The following is a 20,789-nucleotide window of genomic DNA, read 5'->3' on the forward strand; positions in this document are numbered from 1 at the left end:
ACTCCTGAAGATTAGCGCACGACGGCGGGAGTCCCAAAATCGGTTGTCGGGAGCCCGTCAGGACGGGCCCCGCAAGGCCGGTGAGCAGCTCACTCGTCCTCGGCCAGCGTCAGCTCCACACCGCCCACGAAGCCGGCGGAGAGGTTGTAGATGAACGCGCCGAGCGTCGCCAGGGCCGTCGCCAGGACGACGTCGATGACCGCGATGATCGTCGTGAACATCAGGACGTTGGGCAGCGACAGGAACGACTGGAGGTCGAAGCCGTTCGACTCGTTGGAGCCGGTCGCCTCGGCGATCGTGCCGCCGACCGTCGAGAACACGCCCATGGCGTCCATGACCATCCACAGCACCGCCGAGGCGACGATGGTGCAGATGCCGAGCGCGATGGAGAGCAGGAAGCTGACCTTCATCACCGACCACGGGTCGGCCTTCGACACCCGCAGACGTGCCTTGCGCACGCGCGGAGTGGTGCGCGCCCCGGTCCGCGGGCGGCGCACCGCGCCGGTCTGGCCGGCCGCCGCGCCGTCCTCCGCCGAGTAGGCCTGCGGCGGGTGGTACGGGCCCGCCTGCTGCTGCGACTGCCGCTCTCCCGGCAGCGGTGAGGCCGACTGAGCGGCGGCGCCCTTCCTCGACGCTGCCTGCTGCGGGCCTCGGGTGTCCGTCACGGTTCCCCCCTGGGATCCCTGCCTGTCGGACGAGGTCACGTCCTTGGCGGGCGACTTGATCGCCTTGAGATTGGTCGTGTGCGGATCTGTCGCCCGCGCGGCGGAGCCACGGCCACCGCCGTCCGTTCCCGTGTTGGTTCCGGCCGGTCCGGCGCCCGTGGCTCCGCTCACGCTGACTCACTCCTCGTGCTACTCGGCCGAGGGCGCCTCACCCTCGTCCGTGCCGGTGGTCGCGGCCCCGTCCGCGGTCTCGTCCACGGCCACGTCGCCGTCGACTTCCTCCGCCTCGCGTCCCGCCTCGGCATTACGGGCGATGCCGACCACGGCATCGCGCTTGCCCAGATTGATCAGTTGAACGCCCATGGTGTCACGGCCGGTTTCCCTGATCTCGTTGACTCGCGTACGAATCACTCCGCCCGACAGCGTGATGGCGAGGATCTCGTCGGTTTCCTCGACCACCAGCGCGCCGACGAGGGATCCGCGGTCCTCGACGATCTTGGCGGCCTTGATGCCGAGGCCGCCGCGGCCCTGGACGCGGTACTCGTCGACAGCGGTCCGCTTCGCGTACCCGCCGTCTGTGGCAGTGAACACGAACGTACCGGGTCGAACAACATTCATCGAGAGCAGCTCGTCCCCCTCGCGGAAACTCATGCCCTTGACACCCGAGGTCGCACGGCCCATGGGACGCAGCGTGTCGTCCGTGGCGGTGAACCGGATCGACTGCGCCTTCCTGCTGATCAGCAGCAGGTCGTCGTCGGACGAGACGAGCTCGGCTCCGATCAGTTCGTCGTCGGACCCGTCCTCCTGCTCGCGCAGGTTGATCGCGATCACGCCGCCCGAGCGCGGGGAGTCGTAGTCCTTCAGCGGCGTCTTCTTCACCAATCCGCCCTTGGTCGCCAGGACCAGGTGCGGGGCCGCCTCGTAGTCGCGGATCGCGAGGATCTGGGCGATCGCCTCGTCCGGCTGGAAGGCCAGCAGGTTGGCCACGTGCTGCCCGCGCGCGTCCCGGCCGGCGTCGGGAAGCTCGTACGCCTTCACGCGGTACACGCGGCCCTTGTTGGTGAAGAACAGCAGCCAGTGGTGCGTGGTGGAGACGAAGAAGTGGTCGACGATGTCGTCTTCCTTCAGCTTCGCTCCGCGTACGCCCTTGCCGCCGCGCTTCTGGGCCCGGTAGTCGTCGGTCTTGGTGCGCTTGATGTAGCCGCCGCGCGTGACCGTGACGACGATGTCCTCTTCGGCGATCAGGTCCTCGATGGACATGTCGCCCTCGTACGGGATCAGCTTGGTCTTGCGGTCGTCGCCGAACTTCTCGACGATCGCGGCCAGCTCCTCGCTGACGATGCCGCGCTGGCGGACCGGGGAGGCCAGGATCTCGTTGTACTCGTTGATCTTCGCCTGGAGTTCGTCGTGCTCCTGGACGATCTTCTGGCGCTCCAGGGCGGCCAGTCGGCGCAGCTGCATCTCGAGGATGGCGTTGGCCTGGATCTCGTCGATCTCCAGGAGGCTCATCAGGCCCCCGCGCGCGATCTCGACCGTGTCACTGCGCCGGATGAGCGCGATGACGTCGTCGATGGCGTCCAGGGCCTTCAGCAGGCCGCGCAGGATGTGCGCCCGCTCCTCGGCCTTGCGCAGCCGGAAGCGCGTGCGGCGGACGATGACCTCGATCTGGTGCGCCACCCAGTGCCGGATGAACGCGTCCAGGGAGAGGGTGCGCGGCACACCGTCGACCAGGGCCAGCATGTTGGCGCCGAAGTTGCTCTGCAGGTCGGTGTGCTTGTAGAGGTTGTTCAGGACGACCTTGGCGACCGCGTCCCGCTTCAGCACGATGACCAGGCGCTGGCCGGTGCGCGAGGAGGTCTCGTCGCGCACGTCGGCGATGCCGCCGATCTTGCCGTCCTTCACCAGGTCGGCGATCTTCTGCGCGAGGTTGTCCGGGTTGGTCTGGTACGGCAGCTCCGTGACCACCAGGCACTGGCGGTTCTGGATCTCCTCGACCTCGACCACCGCGCGCATGGTGATCGAGCCGCGCCCGGTGCGGTAGGCCTCCTCGATGCCCTTGCGGCCGACCACGAGGGCACCGGTCGGGAAGTCGGGGCCCTTGATGCGCTCGATCAGCGCGTCGAGCAGCTCCTCGTGCGAGGCCTCGGGGTTCTCCAGGTACCACTGGGCGCCGGCCGCGACCTCGCGCAGGTTGTGCGGCGGGATGTTGGTCGCCATGCCGACCGCGATGCCGGCCGAGCCGTTGATCAGCAGGTTCGGGAAGCGGGCGGGCAGGACGGTCGGCTCCTGGGAGCGGCCGTCGTAGTTGTCCGTGAAGTCGACGGTCTCCTCGTCGATGTCGCGGACCATCTCCATCGACAGCGGCGCCATCTTGCACTCGGTGTAGCGCATGGCCGCCGCCGGGTCGTTGCCCGGCGAACCGAAGTTGCCGTTGGAGTCCACCAGCGGCATCCGCATCGACCACGGCTGCGCGAGGCGGACCAGCGCGTCGTAGATCGAGGAGTCGCCGTGCGGGTGGTAGTTGCCCATGACGTCGCCGACGACGCGGGCGCACTTGTAGAAGCCGCGCTCGGGGCGGTAGCCGCCGTCGTACATGGCGTACAGCACGCGGCGGTGGACGGGCTTGAGGCCGTCACGCACGTCCGGCAGCGCACGCGAGACGATGACGGACATCGCGTAGTCGAGGTACGAGCGCTGCATCTCCGTCTCGAGCCCGACGGGCTCGACACGCATTCCGGTCGCCTCCACGTCCTCGACGGGCGTGACGGGAGTGTTCTCGTCGGTCATTGCTGGTGAAGATCCTTTCCGGTGCGGTCAGCTGAGACCGACTCAGATGTCGAGGAAGCGGACGTCCTTGGCGTTGCGCTGGATGAACGCGCGGCGGGCCTCGACGTCCTCGCCCATCAGGACCGAGAACAGGTCGTCGGCCTGGGCGGCGTCGTCCAGGGTGACCTGGCCGAGGACCCGGTGCTCCTGGTCCATCGTGGTGATGCGCAGCTCCTCGGCGTTCATCTCACCGAGACCCTTGAAGCGCTGGACGGAGTCCTCGCGGATGCGCTTGCCGGCGTTGCGGCCCATCTCGATCAGCGCGTCGCGCTCGCGGTCGGAGTACGCGTACTCGAAGTCGTCCCTGCCCCACTTGATCTTGTAGAGCGGCGGACGGGACAGGTACACGTGTCCGGCCTCGACCAGCGGCCGCATGAAGCGGAACAGGAACGTCAGCAGCAGGGTGTTGATGTGCTGGCCGTCGACGTCGGCGTCCGCCATCAGGATGATCTTGTGATAGCGGAGCTTCTCGATGTCGAAGTCCTCGTGCACGCCGGTGCCGAACGCGGAGATCATCGCCTGGATCTCCTGGTTCTGCAGGATCCGGTCGATGCGCGCCTTCTCGACGTTGAGGATCTTGCCCCGGATCGGGAGGATCGCCTGGTACTGCGGGTTGCGGCCGGACTTGGCCGAACCGCCGGCGGAGTCACCCTCGACGATGAAGATCTCGCACTTGGTGGGGTCGTTGGACTGGCAGTCGGAGAGCTTGCCCGGCAGGGACGCCGACTCCAGCAGACCCTTGCGCCGGGTCAGGTCGCGGGCCTTGCGGGCCGCCACCCGCGCGGTGGCCGCGGCGATGCCCTTGCGGACGATGTCCGCGGCCTCGTTGGGGTTGCGGTCCAGCCAGTCGTTGAGGTGCTCGTAGACGACCTTCTGGACGAAGGTCTTGACCTCGGTGTTGCCCAGCTTGGTCTTCGTCTGGCCCTCGAACTGCGGCTCGCTCAGCTTGACCGAGATGATCGCGGTCAGACCCTCGCGGATGTCGTCACCCGTGAGGTTGTCGTCCTTCTCGCGCAGCAGCTTCTTGTCGCGCGCGTACTTGTTGATGAGCGAGGTGAGCGCCGCGCGGAAGCCCTCTTCGTGCGTACCGCCCTCATGGGTGTGGATGATGTTGGCGAAGGAGTACACGCCCTCGGTGTAGCCGCCGTTCCACTGCATGGCGACCTCGAGGGACAGGTGCCTGTCCTTGTCCTCGGCCTCCAGGTCGATCACGGTGGGGTGCACCGGGTCGCCCTTGCGGGAGTTGAGGTACTTCACGAAGTCGACGATGCCGCCCTCGTAGTGGTACGAGGCGGACTTGACCTCGTGCTTCTCGTCCTCGCCCGCCTCGTCCGCACCGGCGGTGGCCTTCGCCGACTCGCGCTCGTCGGTGAGGTTGATCCGCAGGCCCTTGTTGAGGAACGCCATCTCCTGGAAGCGCCGCGAGAGCGTCTCGAAGGAGTAGTCGGTGGTCTCGAAGATGTCGCCGTCGGCCCAGAAGGTGACCGACGTACCGGTCTCCTCGGTGGCCTCGTGCTTGGCCAGGGGCGCGGTGGGGACACCCAGCTTGTAGTCCTGCGTCCAGCGGTGGCCGTCGGTCTTGACCTCGACGGCCACCCGCGTCGACAGCGCGTTGACCACGGAGACGCCCACGCCGTGCAGACCGCCGGAGACCGCGTAGCCGCCGCCACCGAACTTGCCGCCCGCGTGCAGCACGGTCAGGACGACCTCGAGGGCGGGCTTGCCCTCGGAGGGGACGATGCCCACCGGGATGCCACGGCCGTTGTCGACGACGCGGACGCCGCCGTCCGCCAGGATCGTGACGTCGATGGTGTCCGCGTGACCGGCCAGCGCCTCGTCGACCGAGTTGTCGACGACCTCCTGCACGAGGTGGTGCAGTCCCCGCTCGCCGGTCGACCCGATGTACATACCGGGTCGCTTACGGACCGCGTCCAGGCCCTCGAGGACGGTGATGGCACTGGCGTCGTACGACGCGGCGGCCTCTTCGGTCGAGGCGCTCGCCGCGTCGGTGACGCCGGTGTCGGTGGACGGGATGTTCTCGTTGGGGTTGCCGGAATCGGCCACGAAGCGCCCTTTCTGGCACAGCACGAGCCGGGCTCGTCGGCAGGTTGCCGGAGCGGCTGCGGCATGTTGCGTTGGTCAGCCTTGATCAGCGTTGCTCAGCTTTTCCCGGGCGGTCCCCACAATCGGGGCGGGATTGTCTTCCAGTCTACCGGTAGCGCTGACATCGATGGGGGTTTGCGGGCACCTGAGTCCGCATGTGCCGCCCTCAACCGGTCTCGTCCGACTCCCGATATGCGGATGGGGGCTCCAAGAGCCCCACGAGGGCACTCAGCGCTTCCGGCCGTCAACCCTTGGCTACTTAGGAGTCAGGTGCCGATACGCACCCGCGCGAAGGCGTGCGAAGAGAGGGGCACCGACGGTCCGCACACACCCCTGAGAAGCAGTGATGTGATGTCGGTCACTTGTGGCTGGAGTGCCGGAAAGAGGGGTCCGGTCACCCGTATGTGTCCCCCGGACCGGTGCTTCCGGGGGCGCGCAGGGGCCCGAAGCGACGGGCGGGACCGCCGGGACCGATCACCTTGATCAGCTTCACGGTGCCGTGGCCGAGGTCCTCGTTGAGGCGTGCGACCAGAGTGGGCGCGAGCAGCCGCAGATTGGTCGCCCAGGCCGTCGAGTCACAGCGCACGACCAGCACCCGCTCGTCCTCGTCGTAACGCTCCGGCTCGCAGTGCTTGGCCACGTCCTCGCCGACGATCTCGGGCCAGCGCCCCATCACCCCGCCCACCGCGGCCGGGGCCTCCCAGCCGCGCTCGGTGAGCAGCCGGTTGATCGCCGGACCGAGCGCCATCGGGTCGCGCCGGTCGGCGCGCGCGCCGGAGCGCAGGCCGCCGCGCCGCGCCTGCTTCCTCTGCTGCGCCGCGTCCCCACGCGCGCGTGCCGCCTTCCTGGCCGCGTGCAGCGCCACGCGCGCGAGATCGGCCCCGGTGGGCTCGGGGGCCTTCGGGCCGTCGCTCCCCGGCGTCCCGGCCTGGCTCATACGCGTTCCACCGTTCCCTCGGCCACCGTGAACCGGGTTCCGGCCAGCACATGGGGCACGTCGTCGTCGACGGCGGCGGTCACCAGGACCTGCTCGCCGGGGGCGACCAGCTCGGCCAGCCGCTCACGGCGGCGCGCGTCCAGCTCGGCGAAGACGTCGTCGAGCACCAGCACCGGCTCGTTGCCCTCGGCGCGCAGCAGGTCGTACGAGGCCAGGCGCAGCGCCAGCGCGTAGGACCAGGACTCGCCGTGGGAGGCGTAGCCCTTGGCGGGCAGCTGGCCCAGCTTGAGGAGCAGGTCGTCGCGGTGCGGGCCGACCAGGGTGACGCCCCGCTCGATCTCCTGCTTGCGGGCCTCGGCGAGCGCGGCCATCAGCTGCCCGTACAGGTCCTCGCGGGTGTGGGCCTCGCCGGGCGCGGACGGCTTGTACTCCAGGGTGACCGGTCCGCCGCCGGGCGCGAGCTGTTCATAGGCCTTGTCGGCCAGCGGCTGGACCGCGGCCACCAGGTCGAGGCGCTGCGCCAGGAGCTCGGCGCCCGCCCGCGCGAGGTGCTGGTCCCAGACGTCGAGGGTGGAGAGGTCCAGGGTGCGTCCGCCGTGCCGGCGGGCCAGCGCGGCCGACTTCAGCAGGGTGTTGCGCTGCTTGAGCACCCGGTCGTAGTCGGAGCGGACGCCGGCCATGCGTGGGGAGCGTGCGGTGACCAGCTCGTCCAGGAAGCGGCGCCGCTCCCCGGGGTCGCCCTTGACCAGGGCCAGGTCCTCGGGAGCGAACAGCACGCTGCGTACGATCCCCAGTACGTCCCGGGGCCTGACCTGCGAGGACCTGTTGATGCGGGCGCGGTTGGCGCGGCCGGGGTTCAGCTCCAGCTCGATCAGCTGCTGCCGCTCGCCCTGGCGGACCTGGGCCCGGATGATCGCGCGCTCGGCCCCCATGCGGACCAGGGGCGCGTCGGAGGAGACACGGTGGCTGCCGAGGGTGGCGAGATAGCCGACCGCCTCGACCAGGTTCGTCTTGCCCTGTCCGTTGGGGCCGACGAAGGCCGTCACCCCCGGGTCGAGCGGGACCTCGACCCGGGGATAGGAGCGGAAGTCGGCCAGCGACAGATGCGTGACGTGCATGGTCGTTTCGCCGACCTCCCCCGGCGTGGTGGACCGCCCCGCGGTCCTGTGGATGCGTGGCGTGCCCTGTGGACTACTTCTTCTCGACCGCGTGGCCGCCGAACTGGTTGCGCAGCGCCGCGATCATCTTCATCTGCGGCGAGTCCTCCTGACGGGAGGCGAACCGCGCGAACAGCGAGGCGGTGATCGCCGGCAGCGGGACCGCGTTGTCGATGGCGGCCTCCACAGTCCAGCGTCCCTCACCGGAGTCCTGTGCATAACCCCGGAGCCCGTCCAGGTGCTCGTCCTCGTCGAGGGCGTTGACCGCGAGGTCCAGCAGCCAGGAGCGGATGACGGTGCCCTCCTGCCAGGAGCGGAACACCTCCCGGACGTCGGTCACCGAGTCGACCTTCTCGAGCAGCTCCCAGCCCTCGGCGTAGGCCTGCATCATGGCGTACTCGATGCCGTTGTGGACCATCTTCGCGAAGTGCCCGGCGCCGACCTTGCCGGCGTGCACCGAGCCGAAGTCGCCCTCCGGCTTGAGGGCGTCGAAGACCGGCTGCACCTTGGCGACGTTCTCCTTGTCGCCGCCGTACATCAGCGCGTAGCCGTTCTCCAGGCCCCAGACGCCGCCGGAGACGCCGCAGTCGACGAAGCCGATGCCCTTGGCCGCCAGCTCCTCGGCGTGCTTCTCGTCGTCGGTCCAGCGGGAGTTGCCGCCGTCCACGACGACGTCACCCGGCTCGAGCAGCTCGGCGAGCTCGTCGATGGTGGACTGGGTCGGCTCACCGGCCGGGACCATCACCCACACCACACGGGGGCCGCTGAGCTTGTCCACAAGCTCCCGCAGGCTGTGGACGTCGGCGAGGTCCGGGTTGCGGTCGTATCCGAGGACGGTGTGGCCCGCGCGGCGGATCCGCTCGCGCATGTTGCCGCCCATCTTGCCGAGGCCGACGAGACCGAGCTCCATCAGTTGTGTTCCTTAGGTATGCGACGTGGCGTGACGGCACTTGCGTGCCGGCGTCCGAGCCTAAACCCGGACGCCCGCGCACATCTGTGGGCATACGCCCTCACCTGCGACTTTGCTCGGACAGTCGCTCAGCCGCTGAGGCGGACCGGCATGATCAGGTACTTGTAGGCCTCGTTGGCCTCCGCGTCCACCGCGGGACGGCCGCTGAGCAGCGCCGGCTTGGTGGACGTGGTGAAGGACAGCTGGGCCACCGGGGAGTCGATGGCGCTCAGGCCGTCCAGCAGGAACGTCGGGTTGAAGGCGATCGAGATGTCGTCGCCCTCCAGCTGGGCGTCGACCCTTTCCACAGCCTGTGCGTCGTCGCTGGAACCGGCCTCCAGGATGAGCACGCCCTGCTCGAAGCTCAGCCGCACCGGGGTGTTGCGCTCGGCGACCAGGGCCACGCGCTTGACGGCCTCCACGAAGGGGGCGGTCTCGATCACGGCGATGCTGTTGAACTCGGTCGGGAACAGCGTGCGGTACTTCGGGAGGTCGCCCTCCAGCAGCCGCGTGGTGGTGCGGCGGCCGGCGCCCTCGAAGCCGATCAGGCCCTCGCCCGCGCCGGAGCCGGACAACGCCAGGATCACCTGGTCGCCGCTGGTCAGCGCCTTGGCGGTGTCCAGGAGCGTCTTGGCGGGCACCAGGGCGACCGCGGAGGCGTCCGGGTTCTCCGGCTTCCACAGGAACTCGCGGACCGCGAAGCGGTACCGGTCCGTGGAGGCCAGCGTGACGGTGTCGCCCTCGATCTCGATGCGCACACCGGTGAGCACGGGCAGCGTGTCGTCACGGCCGGCCGCGATGGCGACCTGCTGCACGGCGGAGGCGAAGACCTCACCGGGGACCGTGCCCGTCGCGTTCGGCATCTGCGGCAGGGCCGGGTACTCCTCCACGGGCAGGGTGTGCAGGGTGAACCGCGAGGAGCCGCACACCACCGTCGCCCGTACACCGTCCGTGGAGATCTCCACCGGCCGGTTGGGGAGGGCGCGGGAGATGTCGGCCAGCAGCCGGCCGGAGACCAGGACGGTGCCCTCCTCCTCGACCTCCGCCTCCACCGAGACCCGCGCGGAGACCTCGTAGTCGAAGCTGGACAGGCTCAGCTGGCCTTCCTCGGCCTTCAGCAGGAGGCCGGCGAGGACAGGGGCCGGCGGACGGGCCGGGAGGCTGCGCGCCGCCCAGGCCACTGCCTCCGCGAGTACGTCGCGTTCCACCCGGATCTTCACTGTTGCCGCCTCCTGCTGTTGCCGGCGCTTCTCGCCCTGCCTGGCTTTCGTCGTCTGACTCGGTGTCGTCGGCCCCTGTGAGGGGAAGGACTCCGGGGACCAGTCTGACGCACCGCACTGACAGTAGGTGCCCCTCGGGGTCAAGTCGTGCCGAGTGGCAGTCGGGGTCGAGACGCCGAGTTGTGCACAGGACCCGCTTCGAAACGAATTCCTCGCTCTCTCTAGTCGGGAGTAGTAGTAGGGCCTGTGGATACCGTGGATAACCTCGTTTGCCCAGCTCAGGCCGGTGATTTTGTCCACGGGCCCTGTGGGCGGAGGCAGTGGACAACCAGGTGTATCTGTGGAGAACGGAAAGTTCTGCACACCTCGTGCACAGGCAGGGGCGACTTCTCCCCAGCTCCGTCCCCAGCTTTGCGGCTCTTTCCCACAGCCCCCTTCGGCAACGTGATGTGACGCCTTTCACTCGCCCCGGTGAGGGAGCGCGTCGCGTTGCCGAACAGTGGACAGCCATGTGGAGAAGCGGGTGATCGCTGGGGACAACCGGCCCCAGCCTGTGGGAAGCCCGTGGACAACTTGATGCACAGGCTGTGGACCGGCTCGTTGTCCACAGCCTGTGGAGATCGTTTGTCCACGAATCCACAGCCGGTTGACCTGGCTTGATCGTTCCTCACCAGGCTGCCCTGTGGACAGGATCGGGACAACTTCGCGGTCCCCAGCATGTGGACGCGAAAAAGTCGCCGAATCTGTGGAGGGAGGCCGTAACCCGACCCGGAAATCGAACAGCAGCGGGCGGCGGGGTGGACGGCGTGGTGGCCGGTGACGGTGCGGCGGCGGGTGACGAGGGGCGGCGAGAGCGCAGCAAGAGGGCGGAGAGAGGTCTCGGGCCGGGTGGGAGGCGCCGTGACGGAGCACGGTGCGCACAGTGGGCAGGGCGCGCTGGGCCCGTGGGCGGCAGGTGGCGGCCGTGGACGCCGCGCGAGGGCACCGCTGGGCCGCCGGCGGGCCGCGGGGAAGCCAGGAGACAGGCCGCGGAGCGGCAGGGCGGCTGGGGAGCCGTAGGGCGGCTGGCGGAGGCGACCGGGCGGGAGTACGAGGAAGGGCGCCTCCGGATCTGATCGCTCCGGAGGCGCCCTTCGACGCAGGGACCGGCGGGTCCTCAGCCGGCCTTGATGCGGTTGGTGAGCTCGGTGACCTGGTTGTAGATGGAGCGGCGCTCGGCCATCAGATTGCGGATCTTGCGATCCGCGTGCATGACCGTCGTGTGGTCGCGGCCGCCGAACAGCGCGCCGATCTTCGGCAGGGACAGGTCCGTCAGCTCCCGGCACAGGTACATGGCGATCTGCCGCGCGGTCACCAGCGCGCGCCCGCGTGAGGTGCCGCACAGATCCTCGACCGTGAGGCCGAAGTAGGCGGCGGTCGCGCTCATGATGGCCGTCGAGGTGATCTCCGGAGCCGAGTCGTCGCCCCCGGGCATCAGGTCCTTCAGGACGATCTCCGTCAGCCCCAGGTCCACCGGCTGCCGGTTGAGCGAGGCGAACGCCGTCACCCGGATCAGCGCGCCCTCCAGCTCACGGATGTTCCGCGAGATCCGGGACGCGATGAACTCCAGTACCTCCGGCGGTGCGTTGAGCTGTTCCTGCACCGCCTTCTTGCGCAGGATCGCGATGCGCGTCTCCAGCTCCGGCGGCTGGACGTCGGTGATCAGACCCCACTCGAAACGGTTCCGCAGCCGGTCCTCCAGGGTGACCAGCTGCTTGGGCGGCCGGTCGCTGGACAGCACGATCTGCTTGTTGGCGTTGTGGAGCGTGTTGAAGGTGTGGAAGAACTCCTCCTGCGTCGACTCCTTGTCCGCCAGGAACTGGATGTCGTCGACGAGCAGGATGTCCATCTCGCGGTAGCGCTTGCGGAAGCTGTCGCCCTTGCCGTCGCGGATGGAGTTGATGAACTCGTTGGTGAACTCCTCCGAGCTCACGTACCGCACGCGGGTGCCCGGGTAGAGGCTCCGCGCGTAGTGCCCGATCGCGTGCAACAGGTGCGTCTTGCCGAGCCCCGACTCCCCGTAGATGAACAGCGGGTTGTACGCCTTCGCCGGCGCCTCGGCGACGGCGACCGCGGCCGCGTGGGCGAAGCGGTTGGACGCGCCGATGACGAAGGTGTCGAAGAGGTACTTCGGGTTCAGCCGCGCCGTCGGCTCACCGGGGCCGGTCGCCGGCGCGGGCTGGGCGGCCAGCGGGCCGGGCGCGCCGGTGGTGGGCAGGTTCGGGCCCACGGGACCGCCGCGGTGGACGTGGCCGGAACCGGACGGCGGCTCGGGCAGCTCGCGGCGCCTGGCGTCGCGCTGGTCGTAGTCGCCCCGAGGACTGTCGTAGTCGGAGCGCTGCTGGTCGTAGGACGGTCGGTCCATCGGCTGCGGGCGGTAGTCCTGCATGGGACCGCCGTAGCCGTCCTGGCCGCCGTACGCGTCCTGCGAGCCGTATCCGTCCTGCGACGGCGAGGCGTAGGGGTCCCGCTCCGGAAAACCGAGGCGCTGCTGCTGCCAGCCGTACTCGTCCTGGGCCGGCCGCGGCCAGGCGCCGGGCTCCGGGCGCTGGTACTCCGACGGGTAGGCGGGGCGGGCGGTGGGGAGCTGGTCGCCGGCCGGACCCGACTGCTGATCGGCACGGTGACGGCCGTAGCCGCCGTCGTACCCCTCGTACGCCTCGCGCTCCTGCCTGTCCTGCCTGTCCTGCCTGTCCTGCCTGTCCTGTCGTTCGTGCCGCTCGTGGTGGTCCGAGCGGCCGGGGCGGTCCTGGCGGACGGCCGGAAGCTCCGGCTCCTCGTAGCGCGGCTGGGCCCGGGGCACCGGCGGGGCCGCCGGCTCGCCGACGGTGTCGTCCACGGTGATCGCGATCCGGATCGGACGACCGCACTCCCGGCTCAGGCTCTCGCTGACGACGGGGGCCAGGCGGCCTTCGAGCACGCCCTTGGCGAACTCGTTCGGTACGGCGAGCAGGGCGGTGTCGGCGACCAGGGCCAGCGGCTGGCAGCGGCGGATCCAGTGCTCGTCCTTGCCCTCGACCCCCTGCCCGCGCCCCTCACCGAGAAGCTGCTCCAGTACGCGTGGCCACACTGCGGCAAGATCGGCAGGTACGTCAGCCACAGGGCACGCTCTCTCACAGGTCCCTCGATCGTGTGATGCGAGGGAGGGATCGGGATGTAAATCGGGTGGTGGAGGGTCAAGGGAACGAATCGGAGTCCAGTCACGGTAGTCAGGGCGGCCGGTACGGTTCAAGTTGTTGTCCCCAGCCTGTGGACAAGTGTCTCCCGGCGACCGCTGGTTTGACCGAATGGCGCAGCCGCGCGTACCGTAACCAGGTCGAGTTGTCGATGGCTGCTGCCGCCTGCCTCCGATGGGCACAGATCGCGCAAGGTGATCGGTCAGCGGTGCACTGGGGCGTAACGCGAGCTACTCGTGGGCGCACGGTGACAGCCAGGACGGCACCCCGCAAACACCGATTTCTTCTGGAGCCCCCGAGTGAGCAAGCGCACCTTCCAGCCGAACAACCGTCGTCGCGCCAAGACCCACGGCTTCCGGCTGCGTATGCGCACCCGTGCCGGCCGCGCGATTCTCGCGTCCCGCCGTAGCAAGGGTCGCGCCCGTCTGTCCGCCTGATCCCGGTCAGGTCATGACGTCGTGCTGCCCACCGAGAACCGGCTGAGGCGGCGCGAGGACTTCGCGACCGCGGTACGACGAGGGCGCCGGGCCGGGCGCCAGCATCTCGTCGTACACCTTCGTAGCGGTGCCACGGACCCGCATGCGCCTGGGGAGAGCGCTCCCCCGACGCGTGCGGGTTTCGTCGTGAGCAAGGCCGTGGGAGGCGCGGTGGTGCGCAACAAGGTGAAGCGCAGGCTTCGCCATCTGATGCGCGAGCGAGTCGACCTGCTGCCCCCCGGTAGCCTGGTAGTCGTACGAGCGCTGCCCGGAGCGGGCGACGCCGACCATGCACAGCTGGCCCAAGACCTGGACGCCGCCCTGCAGCGGCTACTGGGAGGGGGCGCGCGATGAAGTACCCGCTGCTGGCTCTGATCAAGCTCTACCAGTGGACGATCAGTCCACTGCTGGGGCCGGTGTGCAAGTACTACCCGTCGTGTTCCCACTACGGCTACACGGCCATCGACCGGCACGGTGCCGTCAAGGGCACAGCACTCACGGCCTGGCGCATCCTGCGGTGCAATCCGTGGTCGCTGGGCGGTGTGGACCATGTCCCGCCGCGTAAGCGTCCCCGGTGGCACGAAATGCTGCGCAACGCCTGGCGTGCACGCAAGGGCGGGACCTCCGCCGCCGAACCGGCCACCGAAGGACAGACTTCTCCCACAAGTCCGACGAGTCCTTCGAGCCCGGCCGCAGAGACCTCGTCCCATGCCCAAGGAGCATGATTAGTGGACACGATTGCCAGCCTCTTCAGCTTCATCACGACACCTGTGTCCTGGGTCATCGTCCAGTTCCACAGCGTGTACGGCGCCCTCTTCGGCCCTGACACCGGATGGGCCTGGGGCCTGTCCATCGTGTCCCTGGTGATCCTGATCCGTATCTGCCTGATCCCGCTCTTCGTGAAGCAGATCAAGGCGACGCGCGCGATGCAGACGCTCCAGCCGGAGATGAAGAAGATCCAGGAGCGCTACAAGAACGACCGGCAGCGCCAGTCCGAAGAGATGATGAAGCTGTACAAGGAGACGGGCACCAACCCGCTCTCCTCGTGCCTTCCCATCCTGGCGCAGTCGCCGTTCTTCTTCGCCCTGTACCACGTGCTCAACAGCATCGCGTCGAACGACACCGTCGGTGTGATCAACGACCGGCTGCTGGAGAGCGCCCAGAAGGCGCACATCTTCGGTGCCCCGCTCGCCGCGAAGTTCACGGACAGCTCGGACAAGCTCGAGGCGCTCAACTCCTCGCTGACCGATGTCCGCATCGTCACGGCGATCATGATCGTCCTGATGTCGCTGTCGCAGTTCTACACGCAGCGCCAGCTGATGACGAAGAACGTCGACACCACGGTGAAGACGCCGTTCATGCAGCAGCAGAAGATGCTGATGTACGTCTTCCCCGTCATCTTCGCCGTGTTCGGCATCAACTTCCCGGTCGGTGTCCTCGTCTACTGGCTGACCACCAACGTGTGGACCATGGGCCAGCAGATGTACGTCATCCACAACAACCCCACGCCGGGTTCCAAGGCCCAGGCCGCCTACCTGGAGCGCCTGTCCAAGCACGTCACCCGCCACGGCAGGACCCGCAACCGCCGTGAGCGCGCCATCGTCAAGGCGATCGTCGCGAAGGGCCGCGACCGCAACGAGTACGAGCGCAAGTTCATCAACGGCCTGAACAAGGCGGGACTCGCGGCTCAGACCGACGGCATGGTGATCAAGAGCGAGGGCACCGCCGCCGCGCAGGCCGAGGACGGCACGCCGGCCACCACCGCGGCCTCGGGCCCCAGGCGGCAGCAGCCCAAGCGGCAGAGCAAGTCCCAGCGCCAGTCCGGAACGGCCAAGGCGGCCGGGGAGCCGACCTCGCTGACCAAGTCCGACGAGCCCCAGGACGACACCAAGCCCGCTGCCGCTGCCAAGAAGGGCAACGCCAAGCCCGCCGGCAGCACGCGCAGCAAGGCCCAGTCCGGACAGCGCAAGGGCCCGCAGCGGCCCAAGTCCCCGTCCAAGAAGTAAGAAGGAGTCCATCCCGTGACGGAAGGCACCACCGCCGCCGCTGCCGAGGGCGCAGACACCCTGACCCGCCTGGAGCAGGAGGGCGAGATCGCGGCGGACTATCTGGAGGGTCTGCTCGACATCGCCGACCTCGACGGTGACATCGACATGGACGTCGAGGCCGACCGCGCCTCCGTCTCGATCATCAGCGACGCGGGCAGCCGTGATCTTGAGAAGCTGGTCGGTCGTGACGGTGAGGTGCTGGAGGCGCTCCAGGAGCTCACAAGGCTGGCCGTGCACCGGGAGACCGGGGACCGCAGTCGGCTGATGCTCGACATCGCCGAATACCGCGCCAAGAAGCGGACCGAGCTCTCGGAGCTGGGTGCGAAGGCCGCGGCCGAGGCCAAGAGCAGCGGCAAGCCCGTGAACCTCGACCCGATGACGCCGTTCGAGCGCAAGGTCGTGCACGACGCGGTCAAGGCAGCCGGCCTGCGCAGCGAGTCCGAGGGCGAGGAGCCGCAGCGCTTCGTCGTCGTGCTTCCCGCCTGATCGGCTCCACGTTCCACCGGCCCCGTCTGTTGAGCAGGCGGGGCCGAACTTTGTCAGCCTGGTAGTTCTGGTTCTGGTGTCGGCGCTCCGAGTCGGCACGGTACGGAAGGACGGTCCCCCGTGACGGAGGCAGCGGAGCTTCCCCCCGCGCCCGAGCAGGCACGTGAGGTGTTCGGTGAGCGTTTCACGGACGCGGTCCGATACGCCGAGCTGCTCGCCGAGGCGGGTGTGCAGCGCGGCCTGATCGGTCCGCGCGAGGTGCCCCGCCTGTGGGAGCGGCATCTGCTGAACTGCGCGGTGCTCTCCGAGGTCGTGCCTGAGGGCGTGACGGTGTGCGATGTCGGCTCGGGTGCGGGGCTGCCGGGCATCCCCCTGGCGCTGGTCCGCGAAGACATCAAGATCACACTGTTGGAACCGCTGCTGCGGCGCACCACCTTCCTGACCGAGGTGGTGGAGTTGCTCGGCCTGGACCACGTCACGGTCGTGCGTGGCCGGGCCGAGGAGGTCATGGGGAAGCTGCCTCCCGTGCATGTGGTGACGGCACGCGCCGTGGCGCCGCTGGACCGTCTTGCCACGTGGGGCATCCCCCTCCTGCGGCCGTACGGCGAGATGCTCGCACTCAAGGGCGACACCGCGGAGGAGGAGCTGAAGAGCGCAGCCACGGCGTTGAGCAAGCTCGGTGCCGTGGCCACGTCCATCGTGCACGTGGGCGATGGTGTCGTGGACCCGATGTCCACGGTCGTGCGCGTCGAGGTCGGGGAGAGCCCGGGGGGTGTGCGGTTCGCTGCCAAGCGTGCGAAGGCCGCGCGTACGGGACGGGCTCGACGCCGACGCGGATAGGCGACCGGTGCCGCTCAGCGTGCGCGGGCCGCAGGGCCCGCGCTGAGGATCGGACGTACTCCACACAAGCTGCCAAACCTATGCATGTCGGAGTGTCGCGGCAGCGCCGCCTCGGCTGCTGTGCATCGTGTTTCACGTGAAACGTCGCTCACTGCTGCACGGCATCATCAGTCGGGGCCGCGCTGCGGCCGAACCCCGTGACCGCAAGCCTCTCGGTTCGCTCGGAGGAGGTCCTCCTCATGAGACACCGACCTCCGCTGGGGGTACGGAGTTGTCCACAGAGGTGGATTTCTCCACAGAACGTCAGGCCTCACTGGTTCACGACCCCGAAGGCATGGGAGGCTCTGTTCATTGCGAGCCTGAAGTCGAGGAGAGTGAATCCTTGCGGTCCGACGCCAACATCGCGGGACCGATGACCGATCCGGTCCCCGGTCCCCGTACCGAATCGATGGGGGCGGATGTTTCACGTGAAACACCGCCTCCGATGGACGACACTCCCATCGGTCGTGCTGCCCAACTGGCGGTGGAGGCTCTGGGTCGTGCCGGTGAGGGCCTGCCGAGGCCGGATCAGACCCGCGTCATCGTGGTCGCCAACCAGAAGGGAGGCGTGGGCAAGACGACGACCACCGTCAACCTTGCCGCGTCCCTCGCTCTGCACGGCGCCCGTGTCCTGGTGATCGACCTCGACCCTCAGGGCAATGCGTCCACGGCCCTGGGGATCGACCATCATGCCGAAGTGCCCTCCATCTATGACGTGTTGGTGGAGAGCAGGCCGCTCGCCGAGGTGGTTCAGCCGGTCCCGGACGTCGAGGGGCTCTTCTGTGCACCCGCCACGATCGATCTCGCCGGTGCGGAGATCGAGCTGGTGTCACTGGTGGCGCGAGAGAGCCGGCTGCAGCGGGCGATCCAGGCCTACGAGCAGCCGCTGGACTACATCCTCATCGACTGCCCGCCTTCGCTGGGCCTGCTGACGGTCAACGCCTTGGTGGCCGGCCAGGAGGTCCTGATCCCGATCCAGTGCGAGTACTACGCGCTGGAAGGTCTGGGGCAGCTCCTGCGTAACGTCGACCTGGTGCGGGGACATCTGAATCCGTCCCTGCATGTCTCGACGATCCTGCTCACCATGTACGACGGCCGGACGCGGCTCGCGTCGCAGGTCGCGGACGAGGTGCGCACCCACTTCGGTGACGAGGTGCTCCGGACGAGCATTCCCCGCTCGGTCCGTATCTCGGAGGCGCCGAGCTATGGGCAGACGGTACTGACTTACGATCCTGGATCGAGCGGTGCCCTCTCCTATCTTGAGGCGGCACGAGAGATCGCGCTCAGAGGTGTCGGCGTCAGCTATGACGCATCGCAGGCACACCTCGGCGCACAGCAGAATGAACCGAACATGGTGGAGGGCGTTCAGTGAGTGATCGACGGAGGGGACTGGGCCGTGGTCTCGGTGCACTGATCCCTGCTGCCCCGACAGAGAAGACGGTGCCGCCGACGGCGGTGTCAAGCACGGCTTCCACATCTCCTGCGGCGGTCCCGGTGCTGCCGAATGAGCGCGGGGTGGCTGCCGCGAAGGTCGCCACGCTGCCGTCTGTTTCACGTGAAACAGAGGATGCCTCGGTGATGGGCGCTGCGGCGATGCCCGCCCCGCCCATGGGTGCTCACTTCGCCGAGATCCCGCTCGATGCCATCACGCCGAATCCCCGGCAGCCTCGTGAGGTCTTCGACGAGGACGCGCTGTCCGAGCTGATCACCTCCATCAAGGAGGTCGGTCTCCTTCAGCCGGTCGTCGTACGGCAGGTGGGGCCCGGGCGCTATGAACTCATCATGGGCGAGCGCCGCTGGCGCGCTTGCCATGAGGCGGGCCTTGAGGCCATTCCGGCGATCGTGCGGGCCACGGACGACGAGAAGCTTCTCCTGGACGCACTGCTGGAGAACCTCCACCGTGCCCAGCTGAACCCGCTGGAAGAGGCCGCCGCCTACGACCAGTTGCTCAAGGACTTCAACTGCACGCACGACCAGCTGGCGGACCGCATCGGCAGGTCTCGCCCTCAGGTGTCCAACACGCTGCGTCTGCTGAAGCTCTCGCCCACCGTCCAGCGTCGAGTCGCCGCCGGTGTGCTGTCCGCGGGGCACGCCCGTGCGCTGCTGTCCGTCGAGGACTCCGAGGAGCAGGACCGGCTGGCCCACCGCATCGTGGCCGAAGGGCTGTCGGTGCGGGCTGTCGAGGAGATCGTGACCCTGATGGGCTCACGGCCGCAGAAGGCTCAGCGTTCGAAGGGACCGCGAGCAGGAGCTTTGGTCTCCCCGGCACTGTCAGATCTGGCGACGCGCCTTTCGGACCGCTTCGAGACGCGGGTGAAGGTCGATCTGGGGCAGAAGAAGGGCAAGATCACCGTCGAGTTCGCCTCCATGGAGGACCTGGAGCGCATTCTCGGCACCCTGGCTCCGGGTGAGGGACCTGTTCTGCAGAAGGGCCTGGTGGACGACGACTCCGAAGAGGCCGAGGCCTGAGCCGTCGGCCGATGCAGCCGAGCAGGGCGGGCCGTGTCCGGTGGGTACCGGACACGGCCCGCCCTTTGCCTTGTGTCGGTATCGAGGGAATGGCTCCCTGGATACGATGCGTTTGGATATGGCGCATCCACCTCGGCACTACCTCTGAGAGCAAGGCAGGGGCCATGCGAATGACGAGCCGCATCGGACTGGTGAGCGCGGGGCTGGGGGTGGGCGCCGTCAGCGGCTTCATCGGCAGCCTGCTCAGGGAACGGAGCACTCTGACCGCCGCCCGTGAGGCAGCGGGTGAAGGAAGCGAGGGACAGCTTCTATGGGCCGTAGGCTCGTACCGCTCACGCTGGACAACCTTCAGGACCTCCCCCAGCGCTGCCGCTCGTGCGTCTTCTGGGAGCTCGACCCCGTCAGCGGTGAGGCAGCGGTAAAGGCAGGCACCGCCGCCCTGGAGAAGGAGTCGTGGATCTCGGCCGTTCTCCTGGACTGGGGATCCTGCGGCAGAGTCGTCTACGTCGATGACGTCCCCGTGGGCTTCGTCCTCTACGCTCCGCCTGCCTATGTGCCGCGCTCCACGGCGTTTCCCACAAGCCCCGTGTCCCCCGATGCGGTGCAACTGATGACCGCGTTCATCCTGCCGGGGTACCAGGGGCAGGGGCTGGGCCGGGTGATGGTGCAGACCGTGGCGAAGGACCTGCTGCGCCGGGGCTTCAAAGCGATCGAGGCCTTCGGTGACGCCCGCTGGAAGGAGCCGGCCTGCCTGCTGCCCGCCGATCATCTACTGGCCGTGGGCTTCAAGACAGTCCGCCAGCATCCCACATACCCCCGGCTGCGGCTGGAGCTGCGGACGACGCTCTCCTGGAAGGAAGACGTGGAGATGGCGCTGGACCGGCTGCTCGGAGCTGTGCAGAAGGAGCCGGCACTGCGTCCGCTGTGAGGACCTACACGAATGGGCCAGCCCTGCCGGGCTGGCCCATTCGTGTTTCACGTGAAACGCGTGCCGCCGAGGGGGCGGCCCGTCGTCACTCGGAGATGAACTCCTCGAGGTCGCGAACGATCGCGGCCTTCGGCTTCGCACCGACGATGGTCTTGGCGACCTCACCACCCTGGTACACGTTCAGGGTCGGGATCGACATGACGCCGTACTTGGCGGCCGTACCCGGGTTCTCGTCGATGTTGAGCTTGACGATCTCGATCTTGTCCCCGTACTCGGAGGCGATCGCCTCGAGCGACGGAGCGATCTGACGGCAGGGGCCGCACCAGGCGGCCCAGAAGTCCACCAGGACGGGCTTGTCGCTCTTGAGGACGTCCTGCTCGAAGGAATCGTCGGTCACGTTCTTCAGGGTGCCGGCCACGGAGGGCTCCTTA

18 protein-coding genes are annotated in these 20,789 nt (G+C 68.5%); 9 read left to right on the top strand and 9 right to left on the bottom strand.

From position 1 onward, the window contains the following. Positions 1 to 89: 89 nt before the first annotated feature. The 8 genes from FHX78_RS17035 to dnaA all read right to left on the bottom strand — a co-directional run bounded on the left by FHX78_RS17035 (position 90) and on the right by dnaA (position 12,996). Positions 90 to 836, bottom strand: a complete 747-nt coding sequence (locus FHX78_RS17035; RefSeq protein WP_145868306.1) for a DUF3566 domain-containing protein — start codon at positions 834 to 836, stop codon at positions 90 to 92. 18 nt (positions 837 to 854) lie between these two features. Next, the gene (gene gyrA / locus FHX78_RS17040; RefSeq protein ID WP_145868307.1) at positions 855 to 3,452 is read right to left on the bottom strand and encodes a DNA gyrase subunit A; all 2,598 of its coding nucleotides are present in this window, start codon (positions 3,450 to 3,452) and stop codon (positions 855 to 857) included. Positions 3,453 to 3,494: 42 nt separating this feature from the next. Then, positions 3,495 to 5,555, bottom strand: coding sequence for a DNA topoisomerase (ATP-hydrolyzing) subunit B (gene gyrB / locus FHX78_RS17045; RefSeq protein WP_189908566.1), 2,061 nt, complete (start codon positions 5,553 to 5,555; stop codon positions 3,495 to 3,497). 433 nt (positions 5,556 to 5,988) lie between these two features. Next, a complete protein-coding gene (locus tag FHX78_RS17050) occupies positions 5,989 to 6,531 on the bottom strand; it encodes a DciA family protein (protein WP_145868309.1) in 543 nt (180 codons plus the stop codon). Then, a complete protein-coding gene (gene recF / locus FHX78_RS17055) occupies positions 6,528 to 7,649 on the bottom strand; it encodes a DNA replication/repair protein RecF (protein WP_145868310.1) in 1,122 nt (373 codons plus the stop codon). Before recF ends, FHX78_RS17050 begins: the two co-directional genes overlap by 4 nt. A 73-nt stretch (positions 7,650 to 7,722) precedes the next feature. Beyond that, a complete protein-coding gene (gene gnd, locus FHX78_RS17060) occupies positions 7,723 to 8,598 on the bottom strand; it encodes a phosphogluconate dehydrogenase (NAD(+)-dependent, decarboxylating) (protein WP_145868311.1) in 876 nt (291 codons plus the stop codon). A 128-nt stretch (positions 8,599 to 8,726) separates the two neighbouring features. Beyond that, a complete protein-coding gene (gene dnaN / locus FHX78_RS17065; protein ID WP_145868312.1) occupies positions 8,727 to 9,857 on the bottom strand; it encodes a DNA polymerase III subunit beta in 1,131 nt (376 codons plus the stop codon). Positions 9,858 to 11,013: 1,156 nt separating this feature from the next. Continuing rightward, the gene (gene dnaA / locus FHX78_RS17075) at positions 11,014 to 12,996 is read right to left on the bottom strand and encodes a chromosomal replication initiator protein DnaA (RefSeq protein WP_145868313.1); all 1,983 of its coding nucleotides are present in this window, start codon (positions 12,994 to 12,996) and stop codon (positions 11,014 to 11,016) included. 375 nt (positions 12,997 to 13,371) lie between these two features. Here dnaA and rpmH point away from each other — a divergent pair, with 375 nt between their 5' ends. The 9 genes from rpmH to FHX78_RS17125 all read left to right on the top strand — a co-directional run bounded on the left by rpmH (position 13,372) and on the right by FHX78_RS17125 (position 20,358). Further along, positions 13,372 to 13,509, top strand: coding sequence for a 50S ribosomal protein L34 (rpmH, locus tag FHX78_RS17085; RefSeq protein WP_003956500.1), 138 nt, complete (start codon positions 13,372 to 13,374; stop codon positions 13,507 to 13,509). Positions 13,510 to 13,530: 21 nt separating this feature from the next. After that, positions 13,531 to 13,902 carry a ribonuclease P protein component gene (gene rnpA, locus FHX78_RS17090; RefSeq protein WP_145868314.1) on the top strand — a complete coding sequence of 124 codons (372 nt, stop codon included), beginning with the start codon at positions 13,531 to 13,533 and terminating at the stop codon, positions 13,900 to 13,902. Continuing rightward, positions 13,899 to 14,273 (top strand): membrane protein insertion efficiency factor YidD, encoded by a 375-nt coding sequence (gene yidD, locus FHX78_RS17095; RefSeq protein ID WP_145868315.1) that lies wholly within the window; start codon positions 13,899 to 13,901, stop codon positions 14,271 to 14,273. Before rnpA ends, yidD begins: the two co-directional genes overlap by 4 nt. Before the next feature lie 3 nt (positions 14,274 to 14,276). Further along, the gene (yidC, locus tag FHX78_RS17100; protein WP_145868316.1) at positions 14,277 to 15,554 is read left to right on the top strand and encodes a membrane protein insertase YidC; all 1,278 of its coding nucleotides are present in this window, start codon (positions 14,277 to 14,279) and stop codon (positions 15,552 to 15,554) included. Between the two features lie 15 nt (positions 15,555 to 15,569). Further along, the gene (locus FHX78_RS17105; protein WP_145868317.1) at positions 15,570 to 16,082 is read left to right on the top strand and encodes a Jag family protein; all 513 of its coding nucleotides are present in this window, start codon (positions 15,570 to 15,572) and stop codon (positions 16,080 to 16,082) included. Between the two features lie 120 nt (positions 16,083 to 16,202). Then, on the top strand, positions 16,203 to 16,922 hold the full coding sequence (gene rsmG / locus FHX78_RS17110; protein ID WP_145868318.1) for a 16S rRNA (guanine(527)-N(7))-methyltransferase RsmG: 720 nt from the start codon (positions 16,203 to 16,205) through the stop codon (positions 16,920 to 16,922). Between the two features lie 334 nt (positions 16,923 to 17,256). Then, positions 17,257 to 18,333: a ParA family protein gene (locus FHX78_RS17115; RefSeq protein WP_145872031.1), complete on the top strand. Its 1,077-nt coding sequence runs from the start codon at positions 17,257 to 17,259 to the stop codon at positions 18,331 to 18,333. Beyond that, a complete protein-coding gene (locus tag FHX78_RS17120) occupies positions 18,330 to 19,430 on the top strand; it encodes a ParB/RepB/Spo0J family partition protein (RefSeq protein ID WP_145868319.1) in 1,101 nt (366 codons plus the stop codon). Before FHX78_RS17115 ends, FHX78_RS17120 begins: the two co-directional genes overlap by 4 nt. A gap of 310 nt (positions 19,431 to 19,740) precedes the next feature. Further along, complete coding sequence (locus FHX78_RS17125; RefSeq protein WP_145868320.1) at positions 19,741 to 20,358, top strand: GNAT family N-acetyltransferase; 618 nt, start codon at positions 19,741 to 19,743, stop codon at positions 20,356 to 20,358. An 85-nt stretch (positions 20,359 to 20,443) separates the two neighbouring features. Here the strand turns inward: FHX78_RS17125 and trxA are convergent, their stop codons facing one another. Next, positions 20,444 to 20,776 carry a thioredoxin gene (gene trxA / locus FHX78_RS17130; protein WP_004985946.1) on the bottom strand — a complete coding sequence of 111 codons (333 nt, stop codon included), beginning with the start codon at positions 20,774 to 20,776 and terminating at the stop codon, positions 20,444 to 20,446. Positions 20,777 to 20,789: the final 13 nt, after the last annotated feature.

The organism is Streptomyces capillispiralis, from assembly GCF_007829875.1.
Lineage (GTDB): Bacteria > Actinomycetota > Actinomycetes > Streptomycetales > Streptomycetaceae > Streptomyces > Streptomyces capillispiralis.

Coding starts and splice junctions, on each gene's coding strand:
- recF (WP_145868310.1), bottom strand. CDS start 7,649: ATGCACGTCACGCATCTGTCGCTGGCCGACTTCCGCTCCTATCCCCGG.
- gyrA (WP_145868307.1), bottom strand. CDS start 3,452: ATGACCGACGAGAACACTCCCGTCACGCCCGTCGAGGACGTGGAGGCG.
- FHX78_RS17125 (WP_145868320.1), top strand. CDS start 19,741: ATGGGCCGTAGGCTCGTACCGCTCACGCTGGACAACCTTCAGGACCTC.
- gnd (WP_145868311.1), bottom strand. CDS start 8,598: ATGGAGCTCGGTCTCGTCGGCCTCGGCAAGATGGGCGGCAACATGCGC.
- FHX78_RS17050 (WP_145868309.1), bottom strand. CDS start 6,531: ATGAGCCAGGCCGGGACGCCGGGGAGCGACGGCCCGAAGGCCCCCGAG.
- FHX78_RS17115 (WP_145872031.1), top strand. CDS start 17,257: ATGGGAGGCTCTGTTCATTGCGAGCCTGAAGTCGAGGAGAGTGAATCC.
- yidD (WP_145868315.1), top strand. CDS start 13,899: ATGAAGTACCCGCTGCTGGCTCTGATCAAGCTCTACCAGTGGACGATC.